We start from the raw sequence: 22520 nt of genomic DNA on the forward strand, positions 1-22520 counted from the left end.
GAGTTCTCAAGGAACGGACGCTTCCTTTGTACTCACCCTCTCGGGCTTTCCTCCGGGCGCTTCCCTTCGGTCTTGCGTTTCCGACTCTATCAGACTCTTTCGGGCCTGACTCCCAGTCAGCGGGGTTTGTCTTCCCGGCTGTTGGGCCGTTCCGACGTCTCAAACTTTAGCGGATCTTCCCGGCAGTTCCTAATCGGGCCGCCGGACCCCCATCGAATTGAATTCGGGCACACCGAATTCACCCCGGCTGGGAGATCGCGCTGAAGATTTGATTGCCGCTACCGCGGCGGAGGTGCCGTCCCGGAACCAGACCGGCTCCGTGACAACTCGAAGAACTTTACTCACGCGGCAGGGCAGTGTCAACACCCGCCTGTCAAGATCTTTAATCCAGGTCGCTGAGCCGGCCGCCCGCGTCCGGCTGGGCGTCCTCCACCCGCCGCAGCAGGCGGGTCAGGACCTCACCCAGGACACCTCGGTCCTCGGTGGAGAGGTCCTGGAGCAGGTCCTCCTCGAAGACCGTGGCGAGGCGCATGGCCTCCAGCCACTTCTCCCGGCCCTCGTCGGTCAGCTCGACGATGACGCGCACGCGGTTCGACTCGTCGCGTTCTCGGGTGACCAGTCCCTCCGCGACCATGCGGTCGATGCGGTGGGTCATGGCGGCCGGGGTGAGGCCCAGGCGCTTGGCGAGCTCGCTCGGGCCGAGGCGGTACGGGGCGCCGGCGAGGACGAGTGCCTTCAGGACCTCCCACTCGGCGTTGCTGATGCCGAGTGCGGCGGTCTGGCGGCCGTAGGCGACGTTCATCCGTCGGTTGAGGCGGGACAGCGCCGACACGATCTTCTCGACCTGGGGGTCGAGGTCCTGGAACTCGCGCTGGTAGGCGGCGATCTGTTCTTCGAGTGTCGGCTCACTGACGCCGGGGGTGTCGCCCATGGCCCGAGTATCGCATGAGGTCGCTTGGTGTCGAAGTCCTTCAAGGTGTAGAGTTCAACTTCGAACTTTAGCTTTGAAGTCTTCAGGCTTGCATCCATGCGTAGGGAACCTGTCACGGACAGGTGCCCGGCAGCGGGCCCGTACGGCTTCACGACCAAGGCAGGTGAAAGTGACCAGGGCGATGGGCGCAGCAATGCGCCGGATCCACGTGGGCAACGCGCTCGGCGCGTTCGGGCTCGGCTTTACCGTCCCCTTCCTCTACGTCTATGTGGCGCAGGTACGGGGACTCGGCTCCATGACGGCGGGCATCGTGCTCGCCGTCTTCGCCGTGGCCGCTCTCGTCGTGCTGCCGTTCGCCGGCCGGGCGATCGTCCGGCGCGGTCCGCTGCCGGTTCTGCTCACCGCCCTGGTCACCGCCGCGCTCGGTGCGCTGAGCCTCGGGCTGGCGAGCAGCGCGACGACCGTGGTGCTGTCGGCGGCGGCGCTCGGTGCCGGGCAGGCCGTGATGCAGCCGGCGCTCGCGACGATGATCGTGGACTGCTCCTCGGCGGACACCCGGTCGCGCGCCTTCGCCACGCAGTTCTTCCTGCAGAACCTGGGCCTCGGTGTCGGTGGTCTCATCGGGGGCCACATCGTCGACCCGGACCGGGCGAGTTCCTTCACGCTGCTGTTCGCGATCGAGGCGGCGATGTTCCTGGTGCTGGTCGTGATCATGGCGACGGTGCGGATGCCGCACGCGCCGCGGATCGGCGATGACGCGCCCCGGTCCCAGGGCGGAAGCTGGAAGCAGCTTCTCGGCAACCGGGCGATGGTGCAGCTTTCCGTACTGGGCTTCGTGCTGTTCTTCGCCTGCTACGGACAGTTCGAGTCGGGCCTTTCCGCGTACGGCGTCGAGGCGGCCGGGATCTCCACGTCCGCGCTCGGTACGGCGATGGCGGCGAATACGGCGATGATCGTGGTCGCGCAGTTCGCGGTGCTGAAGTTCGTCGAGCGCCGCAAGCGGTCCCGGGTGATCGCCGCGGTCGGGCTCATCTGGGCCGTCGCCTGGCTGGCCGCCGGGTTCGCGGGCCTCGGGCACGGCAGCCAGACCATGGCCACGGCGGCCTTCGTCTCGACGTACGCGCTCTTCGGTCTCGGTGAGGCGATGCTGTCGCCGACGGTCGCTCCGCTGGTGGCCGATCTGGCGCCGTCCGGCATGGCGGGCCAGTACAACTCCGCCTTCGCCCTGGTGAAGCAGCTCGCGCTGGCGATCGGCCCGGCGGTGGGCGGCCCGATGGGGGCCTCGCTGCACGGCCCGTACGTCGTGACGTTCCTGCTCTTCTCGCTCGGCATCACCGTCCTGGCCGTGCGGCTCGGACGGCAGCTCACCCCCGTACAGAACCAGCCGTCGCTCGCGAGGAGCCGGGTGGTCGCGCAGGGTGGGGCTCCTGCCGAACCGGTGCCCGCCGGCGCCTGACCGCCGGGCCCGCGGGACGGACGCGGATCATGACGGCCGCCATCACGGAGTGACGTGGTGGCGGCCGTTTCGTGTGCGCGGGGCGGGTCTCAGCGGATGCCGGTCAGCAGGTTGGCGGTGAAGGGGAGGGTGGCGGCGCCGTCGGGGGCGGTGTGGCCGGCGAGCCGGGTGCGGACCGCACGGCCGGCGCGCAGGAGTGCTTCCTCGCCCCCGGTGTCGACGATCGCCTGCCCCCAGGATGTGGACGAGAGCTGGCCGGGGGCGTACGCGTCGAGGGGCGGGAAGGGCGGAGAGCCGCTCGGGGGTGCCGGAGAACGCGCCCTCGTAGTCCGCCGCGAGTCCCTTGCCGCCGTACTCCTCGACCGCCTCGTACTGGGCGACGAAGTACGGGATGAGGTCTCTGGCGGCCCACGCGGTGGCGGCGAAGCGGCCGTCGGGGCATGTCACGCGGGCCGCTTCCGCGAAGGCCGCGTGGAGGTCGGGGAAGAACTGGACGCCCTGCTGGCACACGACCGCGTCGAAGGCGGCGTCCTCGTAAGGGAGTGCTTCGGCGGGGGCGACGGTGAACCGGATGTCCGGGTACATGCGGGGCGCGCGCTCCACGGCCATGCCGATCATGCCCGCGTTGACGTCCGCCCCCGAGACCCGGCCGGCGGGGCCGACCCGGGCCGCCGCCGCGCGGGCCGCGAAGCCGGTGCCGCAGGCCAGGTCGAGCACCTTGGCGCCGGGGTACAGGTCGACCGCGTCCAGGATCGCTTCCACGAAGGGCGCCATGAACGGTGCCGCGTACCGCTCGTAGCGCTCGGGGCCACTTCCTTTGAGCTGAAAGCCCGATTCGTCTGCCATGGGGAGCTCTTAGCACCGGCCGGGCCGCTCGGCCAGGGGACGCGCGGCATGTGTCCGGCCCGCGGTTCGGTGCCAGGCGTACGGGACCGGTTCCAGAACGTGGCGGGACCGGTTCCGGAAGTCAGCGGGACCGGTCCCGGAAGTGAGGACTCGGTACCCGGCGCGCGGGATGGCGTACGCGGCGCGCGGAATCAGTTCCCCGCGCGGGGGAGTGCGAACTCGCACCACACCGCTTTGCCACCGCCCGGTGTGCGGCGGGAGCCCCAGCCGGAGGCGATCGTCGCCACGATCGCGATGCCGCGGCCCGCTTCGTCGCCGGGCTCCGCGCGGCGGCGGCGCGGCAGGTGGTCGTCTCCGTCGGTGACCTCGATGATCAGGCGGCGGTCGGTACGGCGCAGACGCAGGCGCATCGGCGGGGTGCCGTGCTGGAGCGAGTTGGCGACGAGTTCGCTGGCGGCCAGGACGCCGAGGTCGTGCAGATCGTTGGAGAAGCGCCAGCTCGCCAGCACACCGGAGGCGAAGGCACGCGCGCGTGGGGCCGCTTCCATACCGCCGAGCAGTTCCAGGGCGGCGTTGCGGAAGAGCTCGCCGTCGGAGCCCGTACGGGAGGGGTGCTGGAGGACCAGGACGGCGACGTCGTCGTCGTGGTCGGCCGTGACGCCGGCCGCGCGGACCAGGCGGTCGCAGATCACCTGGGGGCTGCCGGTGGCTCCGGCGAGGGCGCGTTCCAAGGAGGCGATGCCCTCGTCGAGGTCCTCGTCGCGGCGCTCGACCAGGCCGTCCGTGTAGAGGACGGCGGTGGAGCCGGGGCCCAGCGGCACCGAGCCGGAGGCGTGCAGCCAGCCGCCGGTGCCGAGCGGGGGCCCGGTCGGTTCGTCGGCGCGGTGGATGGTGCCGTTCTCGTCGCGGACCAGGATGGGCAGGTGGCCCGCGGAGGCGTACACCAGCCGGCCCTCGTTCGGGTCGTGGATCGCGTACACACAGGTGGCGATCTGGTTGGCGTCGATCTCGGTGGCGAGGCCGTCGAGGAGTTGCAGGACCTCGTGCGGCGGCAGGTCGAGACGGGCGTACGCGCGCACGGCCGTACGGAGCTGGCCCATGACGGCGGCGGCGCGGACCCCGCGGCCCATGACGTCGCCGATGACGAGCGCGGTGCGGCCGCCGCCGAGGGTGATGACGTCGTACCAGTCCCCGCCGACCGCGGCCTCGGTGCCGCCGGGCAGGTAGGTGGCGGCGATGCGCAGGTCGTCGGGCTCCTCCAGTTCCTGCGGGAGCAGGGAGCGCTGGAGGGTGACGGCGGTCTCGCGCTGACGGCGTTCGCTGGCGCGCAGCCGCTCGGCGGCCTCGGCGTGATCGGTGACGTCGGTGGCGAAGACGAGGACGCCGCGGCCGTCGCTCTCGGGGGAGGTGTCGACGGGGGTGCAGGTGAACGTGTAGGAGCGGCCGGTCGACACCTTGCGGGACTTGACCGTGCGGGGCTTGGCGCTGCGCAGGACCTGGTCGAGGAGGGGCAGCAGGCCGAGTTCGTCCAGTTCGGGCAGGGCCTCGCGCGCGGGTGCGCCGGCGGGGCGGGCGCCGAAGGCCGCGGTGTAGGCGTCGTTGACGTACGAGACGCGGTGCTCGGGACCGTGCACGAGGGCGACGAGGGCGGGGACGCGGTCGAGGACGGCGCGCACCGGGAGTTCGTCGACGGCGAGCCCGGGAGGGGTGTCGTCGGTGAGCTGCTCGGCGCGGGCCGCCGGGACGGAGCCTTCCCCGCGCCGGTCCGGGGCGGCCGTGTGTGCGGCCGTGTGCTCGGTCCGCGCTGCGGCGCGGCGCTGCGTTCCGGGGAGCCGGGCGCTCCAGCGCGTGAAGTTCACAGTGGGGAAAGCCTCGTGTTAGAAGGGCGAGCGGTTCACCCGCCCAAAGTCGTGGACCTGTCTGGCAGTCTGACCGACCGGTCTGCATCCGTCAGACGCCGTCCCTGCCGGTGGAGTTCCTCGGTCCGGTCAGGACGACCCCTTCGGGTCGGTCGGAGGCTTTCCCCCGGCCGCCAGTTCGAACTCCGCACGGGGGTGTTCGAGCGAACCGAGGGACACGATCTCCCGCTTGAAGAGACCCGCCAGGGTCCATTCGGCGAGCACACGGGCCTTGCGGTTGAAGGTCGGCACCCTGCTGAGGTGGTAGACGCGGTGCATGAACCAGGCAGGATAGCCCCTCAGCTTGCGCCCGTAGACGTGTGCGACTCCCTTGTGCAGGCCCAGGGAGGCGACCGAACCCACGTATTTGTGCGAGTACGTCTCCAGCGGCTCACCCCGCAGGGTGTGCGCGAGGTTGTCGCCGAGGACCTTCGCCTGGCGCACGGCGTGCTGGGCGTTGGGCGCGGTCTCCTTGCCGGGCTCCGCGGTCACGTCGGGCACCGCCGCCGCGTCTCCCGCGGCCCACGCGTGCGTGACGCCGTCGACGGCGAGCTGGGGGGTGCACTTGAGGCGGCCCCGCTCGTTGAGGGGGAGGTCGGTCGCGGCGAGGACGGGGTGCGGTTTGACGCCGGCCGTCCACACGACGGTGCGGGTCGGGAAGCGCGCGCCGTCACTGAGGACGGCGATCCGGTCCGCGCAACTGTTGAGGCGGGTCTCCAGGCGTACCTCGATGTTGCGCCTGCGCAACTGGCTGACGGTGTACCTGCCCATCTCCTCGCCGACCTCGGGCAGGATGCGGTCCGAGGCCTCGACGAGGATCCACTTCATGTCCTCGGGCTTGAGGTTGTGGTAGTACCGCGCGGTGTAGCGGGCCATGTCCTCCAGCTCGCCGAGCGCCTCGACGCCGGCGTAACCGCCTCCCACGAAGACGAAGGTCAGGGCCGCGTCGCGGATCGCGGGGTCGCGGGTGGAGGAGGCGATGTCCATCTGCTCGATGACGTGGTTGCGCAGGCCGATGGCCTCTTCGACCGTCTTGAAGCCGATGGCGAGGTCGGCGAGTCCGGGGATCGGCAGGGTGCGCGAGACCGAGCCGGGAGCGAGCACGAGTTCGTCGTACGTGATCTGCTCGGCGCCCGCGCCCTCCTCCTCGGTGGCGAGCGTTATGAGCGTGGCGGCGCGTTTGGCGTGGTCGATCGACCGGACCTCGCCGATGACGATCCGGCAGCGGTCGAGGACCCTGCGCAGCGGAACGACCACGTGACGCGGCGAGATGGAGCCCGCGGCTGCCTCGGGAAGGAACGGCTGATAGGTCATGTACGGGTCGGGCGACACGACCGTGATCTCGACCTCGCCCCGCTTCAGTTCGGGCTTGAGCTGCCGCTGGAGGCGCAGGGCGGTGTACATCCCGACGTAGCCGCCGCCGACGATGAGAATGCGCGCACGTTCCTTCACCATCCCATGACGCACCCCGCTCCGGAGTTTGTCCACAGCCCCGACAATTTGTGTGACCGGTCGCCGACAACGTGCAGAGTTGGCCGATTTGCCGGACTCTAGGGAAAACCCGCAGGTCATGGTGGGTGAGGGGGGTACTCGGACAGGGCGCAACCGGGATGAAACGGGTCCGTACTCCGATCGGGGGGCGCTCCGTGCGGAACCTGCCCCTTCTGAATTGACCCCCTCTCAACTATGTTCGTGTGTCGACGGGGTGTAGGGGGATGCGCTCGGCGAGTCCGTACGACGGGCTCGCGCACAAGCTTGTTCCACGCGCTCCGGTCTGTCGATGGCGGGGAGAGTCTCCGGGGGGAGACGTCATTACCGGGGGAACGCTTATGCATATTCAGGACTCTCATTGGGCTTCCGCGTCAGCCATCGCACCTGGTGGTGCGATCGGCGCGGCGGCGACGAGCGGCAACGGCCGCGGTCCGGCGGACGGATCGCGCACGACGCCGCTGCGTGTGGACGCACAGCGCAATCTGGAACATGTACTGCGCGCGGCGCGCGAGGTCTTCGGCGAGCTGGGGTACGGCGCGCCGATGGAGGATGTCGCGCGACGGGCGAGGGTCGGTGTCGGCACGGTGTACCGGCGCTTCCCGAGCAAGGACGTCCTCGTACGCCGGATAGCCGAGGAGGAGACCTCTCGGCTGACCGACCAGGCCCGCTCCGCGCTCGGGCAGGAGGACGAGCCGTGGTCGGCGCTCTCGCGCTTCCTGCGGACGTCGGTGGCCTCGGGTGCCGGACGGCTGCTGCCGCCGCAGGTGCTGCGGGTCGGTGTGGCCGAGGACGGTCCCGAGCACGACGAGGCGCGGGTGCCGCAGCAGCGGTCCCAGCCCGCGCCGGAGCTGCGGCTCGTCGAGCGGCGGACGGCTCCCGAGGACGAGCAGGTGATCGCCGAGGTGGACGACGCCGGTGCGGCGGCGCTGCTGGAGGTGGTCGGGCGGCTCGTCGACCGGGCGCGTGCGGCGGGCGAGTTGCGCGCCGACGTCACCGTGGCGGACGTCCTGCTGGTCATCGCGACCGCGGCCCCTGCGCTGCCGGACGCGGCCCAGCAGGCGGCGGCCTCGGCCCGGCTGCTCGACATCCTGCTGGAGGGCCTGCGCTCGCGCCCCGCGTGAGCCGGACCGAAGGCGGTCACGGCGCGGACGAGTTGCGGCCGCGCGGGCGTACGGAAGCACGAAGGCACTCCGGGGCACGAGAACGCCCCGCGTGCGCGGGGCCGGTGTCCGTGGGCGCCGGTGTCCGTGGGCGCCGCCGCGCGCCCGACCGTTCGTGAGCACGGTCGTTCGTGAGCACGGGAATGCTCCCGGGACGAGTGAGGTCACTCGCCCCGGGAGCATCGTGCTTTCGGCGGGAGAGAGGTCACCCGCCCCGAGACCATCGCGCTTCCGGGGCCGCTCGGCGCCGCTCCGGTGCGGAACGCCCGCTTCCGTGCGGGCGGCGACTGTTGACCATTCCCCGAACGGGTGATGGTTAGTACTCCAGAGCGACAAGTCCCCTCGGACGAGTGGTTGGTCCGTACGAGCACGTTCCGGCCACGCAGCCTGTGGCACTCTGGCCCCGTATTCGGGTCCGAGTGTGCAGGCGGGGGCTTTCCGCGATGAGTGTGGACGGGCGGGACGAGTCACCCGGTGACGGTGGCGCCGACGGCGGCACGGAAACGGGCGGTTCACCGTCACGGCAGGTGCCGAGCCAGGGCGGCCCGTACGGCGGAAGCCTGTACGACGGAGGCCCGCACGGCGAAGACCGGGACCCGAGCGGCGATGCGCCGGACGGCGAGGCCCCGGGCGTCGATGACGACGACCCGCCCCGTGACCGCCCCGACGCCGGAACGGCCGAGGTCGGCGTGCCCTCGCAGCGTGACCGGTGGGACCTGCGCGAGAGCGGGATTCTGCCGCCCCCGCGGGAGCCGGCGTCCCCGGTGGCACCACCCGCCGACGCCGGTCTGATCGAGCGGATGCGCGCGGGCGACGACACGGCGTACGCGGAGCTGTACCGCCGGCACGCCGAGGCCGTCCGCCGTTACGCCCGCACCTGCTGCCGCGACGCGCACACCGCCGACGACCTCACGGCCGAGGTGTTCGCCCGCATGCTCCAGGCCGTACGCGGCGGCAGCGGCCCCGAGCACGCCGTGCGCGCGTATCTCCTCACCACCGTCCGCCGGGTCGCCGCCAACTGGACGAGGACGGCCAGGCGGGAGCAACTGGTCGACGACTTCGCCGTGTTCGCGGCGCAGGCCGCCCGCGGATCCGAGGTCTCCGACGGCGACACCCTCGACCTCGGCGCGGACGTGCGCGCGATGCACGAGGCCGAACAGTCCATGGCCATGCGGGCCTTCCGCTCGCTGCCGGAGCGCTGGCAGGCCGTGCTGTGGCACACCGAGGTCGAGGACGAGTCCCCGAGCGAGGTCGCCACGCTCTTCGGTCTCGACGCGAACGGCACCCGGGTGCTGGCCAGTCGCGCCCGCGAGGGGCTCAGGCAGGCCTACCTCCAGGCGCACGTGAGCACCACGCTCACCAGGGACGAGGAGTGCGCGCGCTACGCCGACCGGCTCGGCGCCTACGCCCGCGGCGGCCTGCGCACCCGTGCCGAACGGGGCCTGCGCAAGCATCTGGAGGAGTGCGCCGGGTGCCGTCTGGCCGCCGGCCAGATCAAGGAAGTGGCCGGCGGGATCCCCGCGGTCGTGCCGGTCGCGGTCATCGGCTGGTTCGGTGCCGCCGGGTACGCGAAGGCGGTCGCGCTCATCGCCGGGGGAGCCGGAGCGGGTGCGGCCGGAGCCGCGGGAGCGGCGGCCGTGGCCGGCGGCGGGTCGGGAGGTGCGAGCGCCGGAGGCGGCGCCGCGGTCTCCGAGGGGCTCGGCGCGCCGGTCAAGGCCGGTATCGCCGCGGGTGTCGTCGCGGTGGCCGCGGCGGCGGTGGCACTGTCGCTGGTCGGCAACGGCAGCCCCGCCCGGCGTCCGGAGGCGGGACCGCCCGCCTCGCCCGCCGTCGAAGCGCCGGTGACCCCGCCGTCGCCGTCCGGGAAACCCCCCGCGCCGAAGCCACCGGCGGTGGCGCACGGGCCGGCGCCCGCCCCGCCCCCCTCGGCCGAGCCGAAGCCCGCCCCGAAGCCGACACCGAACGCCGCCCCGAGCCCGAGTCCGCGCCCCACGCCGACCCCGGCCCCCACCCCGGCTCCGCTGCCGAAGCCACCCCCGCCGAAGCCCGACCCTGAGCCCGCACCGACACCTCCCCCACCCGCCACCGTCGTGTACCGGTGGAGCGACCTGGACTACGACGTCGTCGGTGACCACACCGAGCCGGAGATGCGGATCGGGGAGAGCAGTTGGGTGTGGCAGCGCCACAGGATGAGCATCGGGGACACCCGGTACGCGTACGGCGTGACCGTCCACGGCCGGTCCTCGGTCACCGTCGACCTCAACCGCGACTGCGACTCGTACGATGCTCTGGCCGGTGTCGACGATCTGATGCTGGGTCTGGGCAAGGTGCGCTTCTCCGTCTACGCGGACGGGTCGCGGCTGTGGCGGTCACCGCTGATCGAGGGCGGCGACCCGGCGGTCCCCGTCCATGTGAACCTCACCGGCCACCGGACGGTCCGCTTCGTCGTCGAACCCGACAGTCCGTTCGACTCGACGACGCTGGGCGACTGGGCGGAGTCGGAGTTCGTGTGCCGGTGAGCGCCTACCCCGCGGAGTACGCCTCGACTGCCCGGGCCAGCTCGCCGAGGGCCACTTCCTGGGTGTAGCCGGAGCCGCGGGCGCGCTCGGACTCGTAGCGTTCCGCGCCGAGGGCCGCGAGGGCCGCGGCCTCGGTGTGCCGCACGTCGGCGCTCTCGCGGACGGGACGCAGATCCCCGCCGCGCCAGCCCGTACCCGCGGCCACCAGCCGCACCGCCACCGCGTGGGCGCCCAGCTCGCCGAAGAGACGCGCGGCTCCCTCGACGACGGCGGACGCCACGACGTCCGCGCACCGCGCGTCCATCGCGTGCCGCAGCGTGGCCCTCAGCTTCCGCAGACCCGCGACCGGGCCGGACTCGGCAGCCGTGATCATGGCGTCGACGCCGTTCAGCCCGACCGTGAACTGCGGTGGCGGGGTGCCGCGGAGACTCTCCTCGCGCGACTTCTCGCACAGTTCGCGCGCGAGGGCGACCTCCCCGTCGTCGAGGACCACCTGGGCGCGCAGCAGGTGGACGAACGCCCGGGAATCCGTCACCCCGTACTGGTCGGCGGCGGCGCTCGCCTCGTCCAGCTTCGCCAGGGCCACGGAACGCTCGCCCGCGCGGTAGGCGATCTCGGCCAGCCGCGCCATGAGGAACGGCACCTCCGCGTACGCCCCCACCTCGTAGGCGAGTCGCAGCGCCTCCGCGTACTCGCCCTTCGCGTCGTCGTACAGGCCGCGCGCCATGGCCGTCTCGCCGGCCGCGCTGCACACCTGGGCGCGCATCCAGCGGTCCCCGACCCGTCGGCTGAGCACGCGCAGTTCCGCCAGGTCCTCGTCCACACCCGGCATACCGCCCGGGGCGTCGACGACCATGTGCGTACGGAACATCAGGGCCACGCCGATCTCCCATTCGCCGCCGAACTCACGGCAGTTGGCGACCGCCGCGTCCATCGCGGGCCCCACGTCGTCCGGATCGCCCAGGAAGTGCGCGGCCATCGGCCAGATGATCCCCGGCATGCGCGCGGCGTCCGGACCGCCCCGCTCGAAGGCACCCCGCACCCGCTCCACGTACTCCCGCAGCCGCTTCTCCCCCCACTCGTCCAGGGGGACGACGTCCACCTTCATGAACAGATGGAGCATGCGCACCCGCATCCGCGTGGCGCGCAACGGGTGCCGTTCCTCGCGCTCGGGATGGTCGAGGAAGACGATCACCGGATCGACGTCTTCGAGCTCGGCGAAAAGGGCGTCACCGCAGTCGGACGCGGAACCGGCGGCCCCCGCCGGACGGCCGTTCGACGGCATGTCGAGCAACGTGCCCAGTTTCAGGACGAGTTCCGTCCACGCGATGGCTTCGTACCGGAAGTTGCGCAGCCACCAGAACCAGCCCATGTCGAGGACGAGGGCACCGGCCTCTTCCTCGTCCCGGGCGGCGAGCGCGCGTTGGAGGGCGGCCCGGATGTTGTCGTGTTCGTTCTCCAGGCGCCGGATCCAGGGGAGTTGGGCGCCCGAGCGCAACCGGGGCTCGGCCTCCGCTGTCAGGGCGCGCACCCACGCGCGGTGGCGCCGCTCGGCCGCGGCGCGCAGTCCGGGGACCTCGGCGGCGCGTTCGGTGGCGTATTCGTGGATGGTCTCCAGCATGCGATAGCGCATCCCGCCGCCCGCGTCGCCGCCTTCGCCGCCATGGCTCCAGGCGTTTCGAAGACCGTCGTCGTGCCCGTACGGAGGACTGTCGCCGCCTGTGCCGGCCGGGGTGGCGACGAGGAGGGACTTGTCGACGAGCGCGCCGATGAGGTCGGCGGCGGGGCCGGTGCACACGGCCTCCGCTGCGGCCAGGTCCCAGCCGCCCGCGAACACGGAGGCCTCGCGCAGCACGGTCCGCTCCCGTTCGTCGAGCAGATCCCAGGACCAGTCGACGACGGCGCGCAGGGTCTGCTGGCGGGGCAGCACCGTGCGGCTGCCGGAGGTCAGCAGCCGGAAGCGGTCGTCGAGCCGGTCGGCGATCTGCCGCGGGGTGAGCAGCCGCAGCCGGGCCGCGGCCAGCTCGATGGCCAGGGGCAGGCCGTCGAGCCGTCGGCAGATCTCGTCCACGGCGGCGGAATCGTGCAGCGCGGTGGCGGCGTCGGGGCGCACCACGGAGGCCCGCTCCATGAAGAGGCGGCGCGCGGGGTCGGGCGGGAGCGGCTCGACCGGGCGCACCAACTCGCCGGGGATGCCGAGGGGTTCGCGGCTGGTGGCGAGGATCGTGAGCCCCGGGCAGCGGGTCAGCAGGGTCTCGGCGAGTTCGGCCGCCGCGTCGATCACGTGCTCGCAGTTGTCGAGGATCAGGAGCTGGCTGCGCGGGGCGCAGTACGCGACGAGCAGGGCGACCGGGTCGTCCTGCGCGACCGCCATCTCGTTCGTGATCAGGGCGGTCTCGCGCAGACCGAGGGCGCTGACGACCACGCCCGGGACCGCCTCGGGGCGGTCGAGCGGGGCCAGCTCGACCAGCCACGCCTGGGCGAGCCCGGCGGCGGCTTCCTCGGCGAGGCGGGTCTTCCCCGAACCGCCCGGTCCGGTCAGCGTGACCAGTCGGGCCCTCCGTACATCCGAACGGATGGCCCCGACCTCGCGTTCCCGTCCCACGAACGAGTTCAGCCGGGGCCGGATGTTGCCGGTTCGCTGGGCACGGGAGGGGTCCCCGGGGCGAGGGCCGGGGGTCGCCCCGGCGCCGTCCGCTCCGGATGCGGGCTCCCGCGGTCCGCGCCTGTCTCGAGGGTCCCGTGGGTCTGGTGGGTCCCGTGGGTCCAGCAACGCGGCGTGCAGGTTCCGGAGCTCCGGCCCGGGGTCCGCGCCGAGACCGTCCCCGAGTGCACGGCGTACGTCCTCGTACGCGGCCAGCGCGTCGGCGCCCCGACCGCTTTCTCGCAGGGCGCGGATGAGCAGAGCGTGCAGCGCCTCGTCGTACGGGTGAGCCGTCGTCAGTTCCTTCAGCTCCGGTACGACGTCGGCGGCGCGGCCGAGCAGCAGGTCCGCCTCGACGCGGCTGCGGGTCGCCTCCAGGCGCAGGGCCTCGGGGCGGGTCGCGGCGGTGCGGTCGGGGAGGTCCGCGAGGGCGGGGCCGCGCCACAGGGCGAGGGCTTCGCGCAGGCGGGCGGCGGCGGTTCGGGGGTCGCCCTCGTCGAGTGCGGTCCTGCCCTCCGTGACGAGTCGCTCGAACACGAACAGGTCCACGTCGTCGCGGGTGGCGTGGAGGCGGTAGCCGCCGGGCTCGGAGGTGACCGTGTCCTTGCCGATGGCTCGGCGGAGACGGCCGATCAGGGCCTGCAGGGCCGCGGGGGCGTCCTGGGGTGGGGTGTCCGCCCATACCTCGTCGATGAGGGTGTCCGGGGAGATGGTTCGGGTGGGGTGCTGGGCCAGGGCCGTGAGCAGCGTGCGTACCCGGGGGCCGCCCACCGCGACGAGGGTTCCCCGGTCGTCCTCCGCCTGGGCAACCCCCAGAATCCTGTACCGCACGCCCCCATTCTCACCGCCCACCCGCCCGGGGTCACGGCGTTGCTCCGCTCCGCCGCGTCGGCTCCCCGTCTTCCTCGGCCCGCCCGGCGTCCGCCACCCCACCAAAACCGTCTCTCGCCCCCTCCGCCCCTACCCTCCCCCAAGGTCTCGGCTTCGCTCGACCAGGGGGGACCCCCATCGAACCCGGGGCTCCGCCCCAGACCCCGCTCCTCAAACGCCGGAGGGGCTGGATTTTCCCGGCCGGCACTGAAATTGGACCCGCAACCGGGATCGCGCGGGAAGCCTCGCTGAGCTTTCTCCGGTCGGATCGGACCCGCAACCGGGGTCCGGTGGGAGGGACGGGAACGGCCGTCACCACGCACTCGCAACCGGGAGCGCGCGGAGGGGGGCCGACACGGCCACCACGATGCACCCGCAGCCGGCCGCGCACGGGAGGGGACGTGCCGGTACATCAAATGCCCGCAGGCCGAACGGATCGGAACCAACCCCCACCTCGAAACCCCGGGGGGATCCGTTCGGATGCGGGCGGATGTACCGGCGCGGCCCCGACCCACCACCGGACCGGAACCGCGACGTTCAGGCCTGCCGTGCCCCCGCCCCCAGCGCCCGCCCCTGCGGCACTATCCCCGCGGGGACCGCGCGCTGGCGGGCCGGTGTGCCGGTCCAGCACGTGCCGCGACGCGCCAGCAACCGCCGCAGCCACAGTTCGAGCGAGACCAGATCCGCCAGCCCGTCGAGCGGCAGCGGCGCCCCCTCCGCGGCCGAACGCAGCGCCTTGCGGACGACGCGCGCCTCGACGAGCCCCGCCTGCGCGAGCAACGGCGTGTCGAACAGGGAGACGAGGGAATCCGCGGCCACCCGCACGCCCGTCCGGGCCGCCGCGGTGGAGGACGCCTGGGACGGAGCCCCCCACCCGGGGGGCAGATCGGCCACCCCGGCCCCCTCCAGCACCGTACGGAGAATCGCCGCCCGCGCCCCGGGCTGCACCCGCAGCGCCTCCGGCAGTTCACGGCAGGCCCGGACGACCTGGTTGTCCAGGAACGGCGTGTGCAGCCGCTGGAAGCGGATCTCGGCGGCCTGCTCCAGGACACGGATGTCGGCGGCGTGGCGGGCGAGCGCGGCGCGGGCGCGGAAATCCCCCGGCCGCTGCCCGGGGGAGACGTTCGGCCGCCCTCCGCCTCCTTGGAGACGAACCGATACTTCAGCCAGTGCCTCCCCGGTCAGCCAGCGCGCCGCCGGCCCGGGTCTCGCCCAGCTCAGCGCGGCCAGCGAGGCGCCGACCGCGCCTCCGGAGTCCTCGAACCGCCGGTGCAGCAACTGCTCGGCGAGGACGTCGACCCCGGTGCGGTACGGCGTACGGGCGAGCTTGCGCGCGGCACCGTACACGCGCGCGGGAACCATCACCGAGCCGTCGGCCTTCGTCAGCGCGGCGACGGGACGCACCAGGTGGCGCCGTTTGCGGTCCATGAGCAGGTCGGCGAGCCGGGCCGGGTGGGCGTCCAGCACCTGCCGCGCGCCGTAGCCCGTGAAGTGGTCCGCGCTGCCGGAGGCGAGCCGCGCGCGGTGGCGTGCCGCGGTCACCAGGGAGGGCCCCGGCTCGTCGGTCAGCGGCCCCTCCAGGTCCGCGTAGGGGAGCGTCTCCTCGCCCCCTGCGACGACCACTTGGTGCAGCCGGGGGTTCGCGGCCAGCGTCCCGGCCCGCTCCAGTTCGGCCTCGCGCCCGCGCACGGCGAGGTCGTTGAAGGTGACCGCCAGGAGCCGTTCCCCGGCGCCGGTGCCGTGTCCGAGGACCGTGCCGGGCGCCCCGGGAAGGCCGGCGGCGAGCAGCGCGAGGGTCCCCGAGGCGAGCCCCCCGGAGAGGTCGGCCCCGATGCCGGGCACCGGCGTCCCGCGGGCGGCCCGCCGCTCGGCGGGTCCCATGCCGGGCACGGGCCCGGGGTCCACGTCGGTGCCGGGCACATGGCGGGGAGCGGCGAGGCGGGCGCGGACGGCCTCCACCAGGGCGTCCCGTACGGCGTCCACGGCGATCGCGGGATCGGCGACGGGCGCGGCGACGGCGAGGGAGGCGACGGGTTCGTACCCGGCGATCTCGCGTGCTCCGGCCCGCAGGATGAGCGTGTGGCCCGGCGGAATGCGGCGCACGCCCTCGTACGGCGTGGAGTCGTGCACCGCGGCCGGTACGTCGGGGGCGGCGAGCATGGCGGCGAGGTGGCCGAAGTCGAGGTTGGCCTCGATGAGGTCGGCGAGCGGGAGGGCGGCGGTGGCGTAGGCCGTGCCGCCTGCCCAGGGGGTGTAGAACACGGGCCGGGCACCGGCGAGGTCGCCGCAGACGGTGACGCGGCGGCCGACCTGGACGACCGCGGTGTAGCTGCCGGACCAGTTGGTGAGGTGGCGGAGTGCTCCGCCGCGCGCGGCGAACAGTCCGACGCGCAGTTCGTCGTCGGAGGCTCCGCAGGTGCCGAGGACGGCGATGCGGTTCTCCGCGTCGGCCTTCACCACGCGCACCTCGTCGGGCCGCCAGTCGCCGACGGCCCACAGCGGATCCGGGTCGCCCCAAAGGAGTTGGGAGCCGACGGGGTGAACGGTCTCGCCGTTGTTGCCGGTGGCGCCCGCCGAGCCGATCCCAGGCGCTCTGACGACGGTGCTGCTCCACCCCACCAACCATCGCATCGCCGCCTCCACAGGCTGTGGACAACCAGTGCACCGTACGAACTCGGCACCATGCTGCCACGAAGGAGGCGTACGGGAGGGCCCCTGCGGCGGCTTGCGCTCCCCGGAGTGCGCCCCCACGTGACCGCCCGCGCCGCCGCGCTGGGGACGGTTACCGGCAAATACCCTTCATACAGGGCCTGTTGAGGGAAATGACGGGCGCCGCACCGCACCGGAGGAAAATCCACTCCGGACCGCCACCGAACGGGTCCCCGACCCAGAGGACACCGTCCGCCCGGCGGACTCCCGGCCCACGGGACGCCTTCCGCCCGGCAGTTGGCCCGGTTCATCCCCCGCGGCGCCCATGCCCACCGCACCCCCGCACCCGCCCCAACCGAGCCGCGCGGGCATCCGGCGAACCCGGCGCCCGCGCGAGGCGCACCTCGCGCACCACGGCCCCCGACGGTTCGACGCGAATGCGCCCCCGATACGCTCCCTCAGGACGCCCTTCGCGCCCTCAACTCACATGGTGGGAGCACTGATTGCCCTCAGGAGGGGCCATCGATTTTCGGCCAAATCGGCGAGCGGTCGACGGGCACGGACACGCTCCGTACAGGCCTTGCGCACCACTTCGGCAACGCACAGTCCGGGAGGCGGAGTTCGCCCCCCGGACCGGTCCGCCGCCCGCGGGGATGTAGGCGGCGGTGTCCCCCAGCCCACTGGATCCAGTACAGCGGGCCGACCCACGCACGTTCCATGGAAGCGCTCCCCGCCGTGGCCGGAGTAGAGCGCACGGACGGGCGCACAGCCACACAACAGGAGCACGCCGCGACAGTCCGTACAGTCGTACGGACCACAATCCCGCCAACCGGACGTACACCCCTTAACGCTGGGGATCGGGCGAACTACGCTGAGTTTACGAATGCCGCGTGGTTATGCCACCGCGGCAGCCGTCTGTGTCGAGGGGTGGCGCATGTCCAGGGAGCAACGCGGGCCGAACGAAAAACTCGGCGCCGTTCTCGCCCTCGCGGGAATCAGCAACGCAGGACTCGCGCGTCGCGTCAACGATCTTGGCGCTCAACGCGGGTTGACTCTTCGCTACGACAAGACGTCGGTGGCGCGCTGGGTGTCGAAGGGCATGGTGCCGCAGGGCGCCGCGCCGCACCTCATCGCGGCCGCCATCGGCCAGAAGCTCGGCCGTCCCGTGCCGCTCCACGAGATCGGCCTGGCGGACGCGGATCCCGCGCCGGAAGTGGGTCTCGCCTTCCCCCGTGACGTCGGGCAGGCGGTGCGGTCGGCGACGGAGCTGTACCGCCTCGACCTCGCCGGGCGCCGGGCCGGCGGCGGCATCTGGCAGTCACTGGCCGGCTCCTTCGCCGTGAGCGCCTACGCGACACCCGCCTCACGCTGGCTGATAACCCCGGCCGACAGTTCGGTGGCGCGCGAGGTGAGTCCGGGCGAGGACTCCGGGGCGCCGCTGAAAGTCGGCCACAGCGATGTGCTGAAGCTCCGCGAGGCTGCCGAGGACGCGAGGCGCTGGGACTCCAAGTACGGGGGCGGTGACTGGCGTTCGTCGATGGTGCCCGAGTGTCTGCGGGTCGAGGCGGCACCCCTGCTGCTCGGCTCCTACTCGGACGAGGTCGGCAGAGCGCTGTTCGGGGCGTCCGCGGAGCTCACCCGTCTCGCGGGCTGGATGGCCTTCGACACGGGCCAGCAGGAGGCCGCCCAGCGGTACTACATCCAGGCGCTGCGGCTGGCCCGCGCGGCCGCCGACGTGCCCCTCGGGGGCTACGTCCTGGCGTCCATGTCCCTCCAGGCGACCTACCGGGGCTTCGGCGACGAGGGCGTCGACCTCGCCCAGGCCGCGCTGGAGCGCAACCGCGGTCTCGCCACGGCCCGCACCATGAGCTTCTTCCGGCTCGTGGAGGCACGTGCCCACGCGCGTGCGGGCGACGCCCAGGCGGCCGGCGCGGCGCTGAAGGCGGCGGAGGGCTGGCTGGAGCGGGCCCGCGACGGCGACAACGACCCGTCCTGGCTCGGCTTCTACGGGTACGACCGCTTCGCGGCCGACGCCGCCGAGTGCTACCGGGACCTGAAGGCCCCGCGTCAGGTGCGCCGGTTCACCGAGCAGGCGCTGTCGAAGCCGACGGAGGAGTTCGTGCGCTCGCACGGGCTGCGCCTGGTGGTGTCGGCGGTCGCCGAGCTGGAGTCCGGCAATCTGGACGCGGCGTGCGAGCAGGGCGTACGGGCGGTGGAGGTCGCGGGGCGCATCTCCTCGGCCCGCACCACCGAATATGTGAAGGACCTGCTGCACCGGCTGGAGCCCTACGGCGACGAACCGCGCGTGGTGGAGCTGCGGGAGCGGGCCCGTCCGCTGCTGATGGCCCCGGCCTAGGCCGCCGACGGCTCCGGTCCGGAGGGGAGCGCCCGGCAGCCCGGGCGCGGACAGGGCGCCGCGGTCCCGCGGCGCGAAGAAGACACGGGGCACCGTCCCCGGGTTTGAGGGCATTGTCAGTGGCGCAGTGCACTATCGAGGCCGGGAGGTGGTGCGGATGCGGAGCGCGTACGACTGCGATGTGCTGGTGATCGGCGGGGGGATCGTCGGTCTGTCGACGGCGTATGCCATCACACGGGCGGCACCGGGCACCCGTGTGACGGTGCTGGAGAAGGAGCCGGGACCCGCCCGCCATCAGACCGGGCGCAACAGCGGGGTGATCCACAGCGGGATCTACTACCGCCCCGGATCCCTGAAGGCGCGGTACGCGGTCAAGGGCGCCGCGGAGATGGTCAAGTTCTGCGCGGAGTACGACATCGCACACGCCGTCACCGGCAAGCTGATCGTCGCGACGGAGAAGTCGGAGCTCCCCCGTCTGCACGGCCTGGTGCAGCGCGGCCGGGAGAACGGCATCCCGGTCAAGGAACTGGGCCCGGCCCAGCTCACCGAGTACGAGCCGGAGGTCCGCGGCCTCGCCGCCATCCACGTCGGCACCACGGGCATCTGCGACTACGTGGCGGTGGCCCGCCGGCTCGCGGAGGCCTCCGGGGCGGAGATCCGTTACGGGGCGCGGGTCGTGCGCGCCGACCGCCGCGCCCACCTCGGTGTCGCCGTGCGCACGGCCGACGGGACGATCGTCCGCGGGCGGGTGCTCGTCAACTGCGCGGGGCTGCACTGCGACGAGACGGCCCGGCTCACGGGCGACGACCCCGAGATGCGGATCGTCCCCTTCCGCGGCGAGTACTACACGCTCGCGCGGCCGGAGCTCGTGCGGGGCCTGGTGTATCCGGTTCCGGACCCCGCGTTCCCGTTCCTAGGCGTCCATCTCACCCGGGGAATCGACGGCGGGGTACACGTCGGCCCCAACGCGGTGCCCGCGCTCGCCCGTGAGGGATACGACTGGGGAGTCGTCCGGCCCCGTGAACTGGGCGGGACCCTGTCCTGGCCGGGCTCCTGGCGGATAGCCCGGCGGCACTGGCGCTACGGAGCCGGGGAGCTGCGCCGGTCGGTGTCGAAGGCGGCGTTCACGGAGGCCGTGCGGCGGCTGCTGCCCGCGGTGAACCCGGAGGACCTGGTTCCCGCCGCCGCCGGTGTCCGCGCCCAGGCGGTCCTGCGGGACGGCACCCTGGTCGACGACTTCCTGATCAAGGAGGGCCCGAGGACCGTGCACGTGCTGAACGCGCCGTCCCCCGCGGCCACCGCGTCCCTCCCGATCGGCCGGGAGGTCGCCCGCCGGGCACTGGCGTCACTGGCGGCGGTCTGAACGCTCAGCGCGCCGACCGCGGCGACCCATCCCGGCCACGGCGACCCACCCCTGCCCCTGCCGCGGCCACGGCCACCCACCGGCCGCGCCGCCCCACGGTCGGCCCGCGGACGCCCCGCCGCCGGGGCGGACCGGCCCCCGGCGCCGCGCCCGTAAAATCGACCCCACTGTGTCTGATTTCCTCGACTCCACCGAAGAGACCCGGCCCGCCTCCGCCGAGGACGGCTCGCCGCGTCACCACCGTGCCCAGGGCGAGCCCCGCTTCCCCGGCGGTCCGCAGGCGGATCCCGCCGGCTCGCACTTCGAGCGGCGGATCCGGAGCTTCCAGCCGCGCCGGAGCCGGGTGACGACCGGACAGGGCGACGCGCTGCAGCGACTGTGGCCGAAGTGGGGTCTGGACATCGACGGACGGCGCACGCTCGACCTCGCGGAGCTGTTCGGGGCGGACATCCCCGTCGTGCTGGAGATCGGCTTCGGCATGGGCGAGGCCACCGCGCAGATGGCGGCCGACGACCAGGGGACCGGGATCCTCGCCGTGGACGTGCACACCCCGGGACAGGGCAACCTGCTCAACCTCGCCGAGCGGAACAGTCTGACCAACATCCGCGTGGCCAACGGCGACGCGATCATCCTGCTCCGCGAGATGCTGCCGTCCGCCTCGCTGAACGGCCTGCGCGTCTATTTCCCCGACCCCTGGCCCAAGAAGCGGCACCACAAGCGGCGGCTGATCCAGCCGGAGTTCCTGGACCTCGCCGCGACCCGTCTCGCGCCGGGCGCGCTCGTGCACTGCGCGACGGACTGGGAACCGTACGCCGATCAGATGCTCGACGTGCTGAGCGCGCATCCCGCCTTCGAGAACACCGTGCCCGACGGCGGTTTCGCGCCCCGTCCGGAGTTCCGCCCGCTGACCCGTTTCGAGGGCCAGGGACTGGACAAGGGTCATGTGGTGAACGACCTCCTCTTCCGGCGCGTACAGCATCGAGACCAGCACACCCCGGGCGTCTGACCCGCAGACACCTGCCGGCGTCCACCGGGACATCCCGGGGACCCCGGTTGCCGTCGCGGGCCACGCCCTCCCTCGTTAGGGTCAATGCCGTGGCCATCCATCCGCCGTACCCGAACCGGCCCGGTGCCCCCACCGGGTCTGCGCCAAGACATCCGCACTGGTGGCAGCGTGGTTGGGTGCGGTACGGAGCACTGATCACCCTGCTCGCGATGTCGGGTCTGGTGATCCTCGCCCTCGTCCGCGAACAGACCGGGACCGAGGGCTTCCTGGTCGGTCTCGGGCTGGCCGTGTTCCCCGTGCCGCTGCTCATAGCCGCGTTCCGGTGGCTGGACCGGGTCGAGCCGGGCCCCTGGCGCAACCTGTTCTTCTCCTTCGCCTGGGGCGCCTGCGCGGCCGCGCTCATAGCGATCGTCGCCAACAGCTTCGCGACCCGCTGGATCGCCATGACGACCGCGGATCCCTCGGGCGCCGACACGCTCGGCGCGACCGTCATAGCGCCGGTCGTCGAGGAGTCGGCGAAGGCGGCGGCGGTCCTGCTCGTCTTCCTCTTCCGCAGACGGGACTTCACCGGGATCGTCGACGGTGTCGTCATCGCCGGGGTCACCGCCACCGGCTTCGCGTTCACCGAGAACATCCTCTATCTCGGCACCGCGTTCGGCACCGACCAGCTCAGCGGGGAGAGCGGGATCGCCTCCGTCACCGCGGCGACGTTCTTCGTCCGGGTGGTGATGTCGCCCTTCGCGCATCCCCTGTTCACCGTGCTGACGGGGATCGGCTTCGGCATCGCGGCACTGTCCGCCGAACGCCAGCACGCGCGCCGGGTGCTGCTCCCCCTGACCGGTCTGCTGCTCGCGATGGGCATGCACGCGATCTGGAACGGCTCCTCGGGCTTCGGCCGGTTCGGGTTCTTCGGGGTGTACGCGGCGTTCATGGTGCCCGCGTTCGGGCTGCTGACCTGGCTCGTCGTCTGGACGCGGCAGCGCGAGCTGCGGACCGTCCGCACCGAACTGCCCGTGTACACCGCCGCGGGCTGGCTGGGCGCGGCCGAGCCGTGGGTGCTCGGCTCGATGCGGGCGCGGCAGCTCGCGCGCGAGTACGCCGGACACCACTTCGGGAAGGGCGCGGCACGCTCGGTATCGGAGTACGAGGCGTACGCGACCTCGCTGGCGTTCCTGCGCCACCGGGGACGACGGGGCCGTGCGGGCGCCGACTTCGTCGTACGGGAGCGCGAGTTGCTGGAGGAGCTGTGGCGCCGCCGGGAGATCGCCCGTCCGGCTCTCGCCTACGCGGCCCGCGCCACGGCACCGCTGCCCGCACCACCGCCCTGGCCG

The 22520-nt window shown here is 72.9% G+C and carries 13 protein-coding genes; 7 read left to right on the forward strand and 6 right to left on the reverse strand.

All coding sequences use genetic code 11. From position 1 onward, the window contains the following. Positions 1 to 382 precede the first annotated feature (382 nt). The gene (locus tag ACWEBX_RS30215; RefSeq protein ID WP_326786919.1) at positions 383 to 931 is read right to left on the reverse strand and encodes a MarR family winged helix-turn-helix transcriptional regulator; all 549 of its coding nucleotides are present in this window, start codon (positions 929 to 931) and stop codon (positions 383 to 385) included. Positions 932 to 1112: 181 nt separating this feature from the next. Between ACWEBX_RS30215 and ACWEBX_RS30220 the strand changes: the two genes are divergently transcribed. Beyond that, complete coding sequence (locus ACWEBX_RS30220) at positions 1113 to 2387, forward strand: MDR family MFS transporter (protein WP_451887966.1); 1275 nt, start codon at positions 1113 to 1115, stop codon at positions 2385 to 2387. Positions 2388 to 2429: 42 nt separating this feature from the next. Here the strand turns inward: ACWEBX_RS30220 and ACWEBX_RS30225 are convergent, their stop codons facing one another. The 3 genes from ACWEBX_RS30225 to ACWEBX_RS30235 all read right to left on the reverse strand — a co-directional run bounded on the left by ACWEBX_RS30225 (position 2430) and on the right by ACWEBX_RS30235 (position 6586). Beyond that, entirely contained in the window at positions 2430 to 3233 is an 804-nt protein-coding gene (locus ACWEBX_RS30225; protein WP_451887967.1) for a class I SAM-dependent methyltransferase, read from the reverse strand. Positions 3234 to 3424: 191 nt separating this feature from the next. Further along, on the reverse strand, positions 3425 to 5092 hold the full coding sequence (locus ACWEBX_RS30230) for an ATP-binding SpoIIE family protein phosphatase (protein WP_451887968.1): 1668 nt from the start codon (positions 5090 to 5092) through the stop codon (positions 3425 to 3427). A gap of 129 nt (positions 5093 to 5221) precedes the next feature. After that, positions 5222 to 6586: an NAD(P)/FAD-dependent oxidoreductase gene (locus ACWEBX_RS30235; protein ID WP_451887969.1), complete on the reverse strand. Its 1365-nt coding sequence runs from the start codon at positions 6584 to 6586 to the stop codon at positions 5222 to 5224. A 374-nt stretch (positions 6587 to 6960) separates the two neighbouring features. On the opposite strand from ACWEBX_RS30235, the gene ACWEBX_RS30240 reads away from it, so the two are divergent. Together ACWEBX_RS30240 and ACWEBX_RS30245 are read left to right on the forward strand one after the other, a co-directional pair. Next, positions 6961 to 7743: a TetR/AcrR family transcriptional regulator gene (locus ACWEBX_RS30240; protein ID WP_451887970.1), complete on the forward strand. Its 783-nt coding sequence runs from the start codon at positions 6961 to 6963 to the stop codon at positions 7741 to 7743. A 482-nt stretch (positions 7744 to 8225) separates the two neighbouring features. Then, the gene (locus ACWEBX_RS30245; RefSeq protein WP_451887971.1) at positions 8226 to 10301 is read left to right on the forward strand and encodes a sigma-70 family RNA polymerase sigma factor; all 2076 of its coding nucleotides are present in this window, start codon (positions 8226 to 8228) and stop codon (positions 10299 to 10301) included. Positions 10302 to 10305: 4 nt separating this feature from the next. Here the strand turns inward: ACWEBX_RS30245 and ACWEBX_RS30250 are convergent, their stop codons facing one another. Continuing rightward, positions 10306 to 13776, reverse strand: a complete 3471-nt coding sequence (locus tag ACWEBX_RS30250; protein ID WP_451887972.1) for an AfsR/SARP family transcriptional regulator — start codon at positions 13774 to 13776, stop codon at positions 10306 to 10308. Between the two features lie 576 nt (positions 13777 to 14352). Beyond that, complete coding sequence (locus tag ACWEBX_RS30255) at positions 14353 to 16446, reverse strand: asparagine synthase-related protein (RefSeq protein WP_451887973.1); 2094 nt, start codon at positions 16444 to 16446, stop codon at positions 14353 to 14355. 952 nt (positions 16447 to 17398) lie between these two features. Between ACWEBX_RS30255 and ACWEBX_RS30260 the strand changes: the two genes are divergently transcribed. From ACWEBX_RS30260 to ACWEBX_RS30275, 4 genes are all read left to right on the forward strand, one after another. Continuing rightward, entirely contained in the window at positions 17399 to 18820 is a 1422-nt protein-coding gene (locus tag ACWEBX_RS30260; protein WP_451887974.1) for an MFS transporter, read from the forward strand. A gap of 157 nt (positions 18821 to 18977) precedes the next feature. Then, positions 18978 to 20183: an L-2-hydroxyglutarate oxidase gene (gene lhgO, locus ACWEBX_RS30265; RefSeq protein WP_451887975.1), complete on the forward strand. Its 1206-nt coding sequence runs from the start codon at positions 18978 to 18980 to the stop codon at positions 20181 to 20183. A 169-nt stretch (positions 20184 to 20352) separates the two neighbouring features. Further along, positions 20353 to 21189, forward strand: a complete 837-nt coding sequence (gene trmB, locus ACWEBX_RS30270) for a tRNA (guanosine(46)-N7)-methyltransferase TrmB (protein ID WP_451887976.1) — start codon at positions 20353 to 20355, stop codon at positions 21187 to 21189. 89 nt (positions 21190 to 21278) lie between these two features. Further along, positions 21279 to 22520: PrsW family intramembrane metalloprotease (locus tag ACWEBX_RS30275; protein WP_451887977.1), on the forward strand; the 1242-nt coding region annotated here is incomplete at its 3' end.

Source organism: Streptomyces sp. NPDC005070 (assembly GCF_053600395.1).

Bases quoted from the DNA above. Each gene is read 5' to 3' on its own strand.
- ACWEBX_RS30255 (WP_451887973.1), bottom strand. From the start codon at position 16,446: ATGCGATGGTTGGTGGGGTGGAGCAGCACCGTCGTCAGAGCGCCTGGG.
- ACWEBX_RS30220 (WP_451887966.1), top strand. From the start codon at position 1,113: ATGGGCGCAGCAATGCGCCGGATCCACGTGGGCAACGCGCTCGGCGCG.
- lhgO (WP_451887975.1), top strand. From the start codon at position 18,978: ATGCGGAGCGCGTACGACTGCGATGTGCTGGTGATCGGCGGGGGGATC.
- ACWEBX_RS30235 (WP_451887969.1), bottom strand. From the start codon at position 6,586: ATGGTGAAGGAACGTGCGCGCATTCTCATCGTCGGCGGCGGCTACGTC.
- ACWEBX_RS30260 (WP_451887974.1), top strand. From the start codon at position 17,399: ATGTCCAGGGAGCAACGCGGGCCGAACGAAAAACTCGGCGCCGTTCTC.
- ACWEBX_RS30245 (WP_451887971.1), top strand. From the start codon at position 8,226: ATGAGTGTGGACGGGCGGGACGAGTCACCCGGTGACGGTGGCGCCGAC.
- ACWEBX_RS30240 (WP_451887970.1), top strand. From the start codon at position 6,961: ATGCATATTCAGGACTCTCATTGGGCTTCCGCGTCAGCCATCGCACCT.
- ACWEBX_RS30225 (WP_451887967.1), bottom strand. From the start codon at position 3,233: ATGGCAGACGAATCGGGCTTTCAGCTCAAAGGAAGTGGCCCCGAGCGC.
- ACWEBX_RS30215 (WP_326786919.1), bottom strand. From the start codon at position 931: ATGGGCGACACCCCCGGCGTCAGTGAGCCGACACTCGAAGAACAGATC.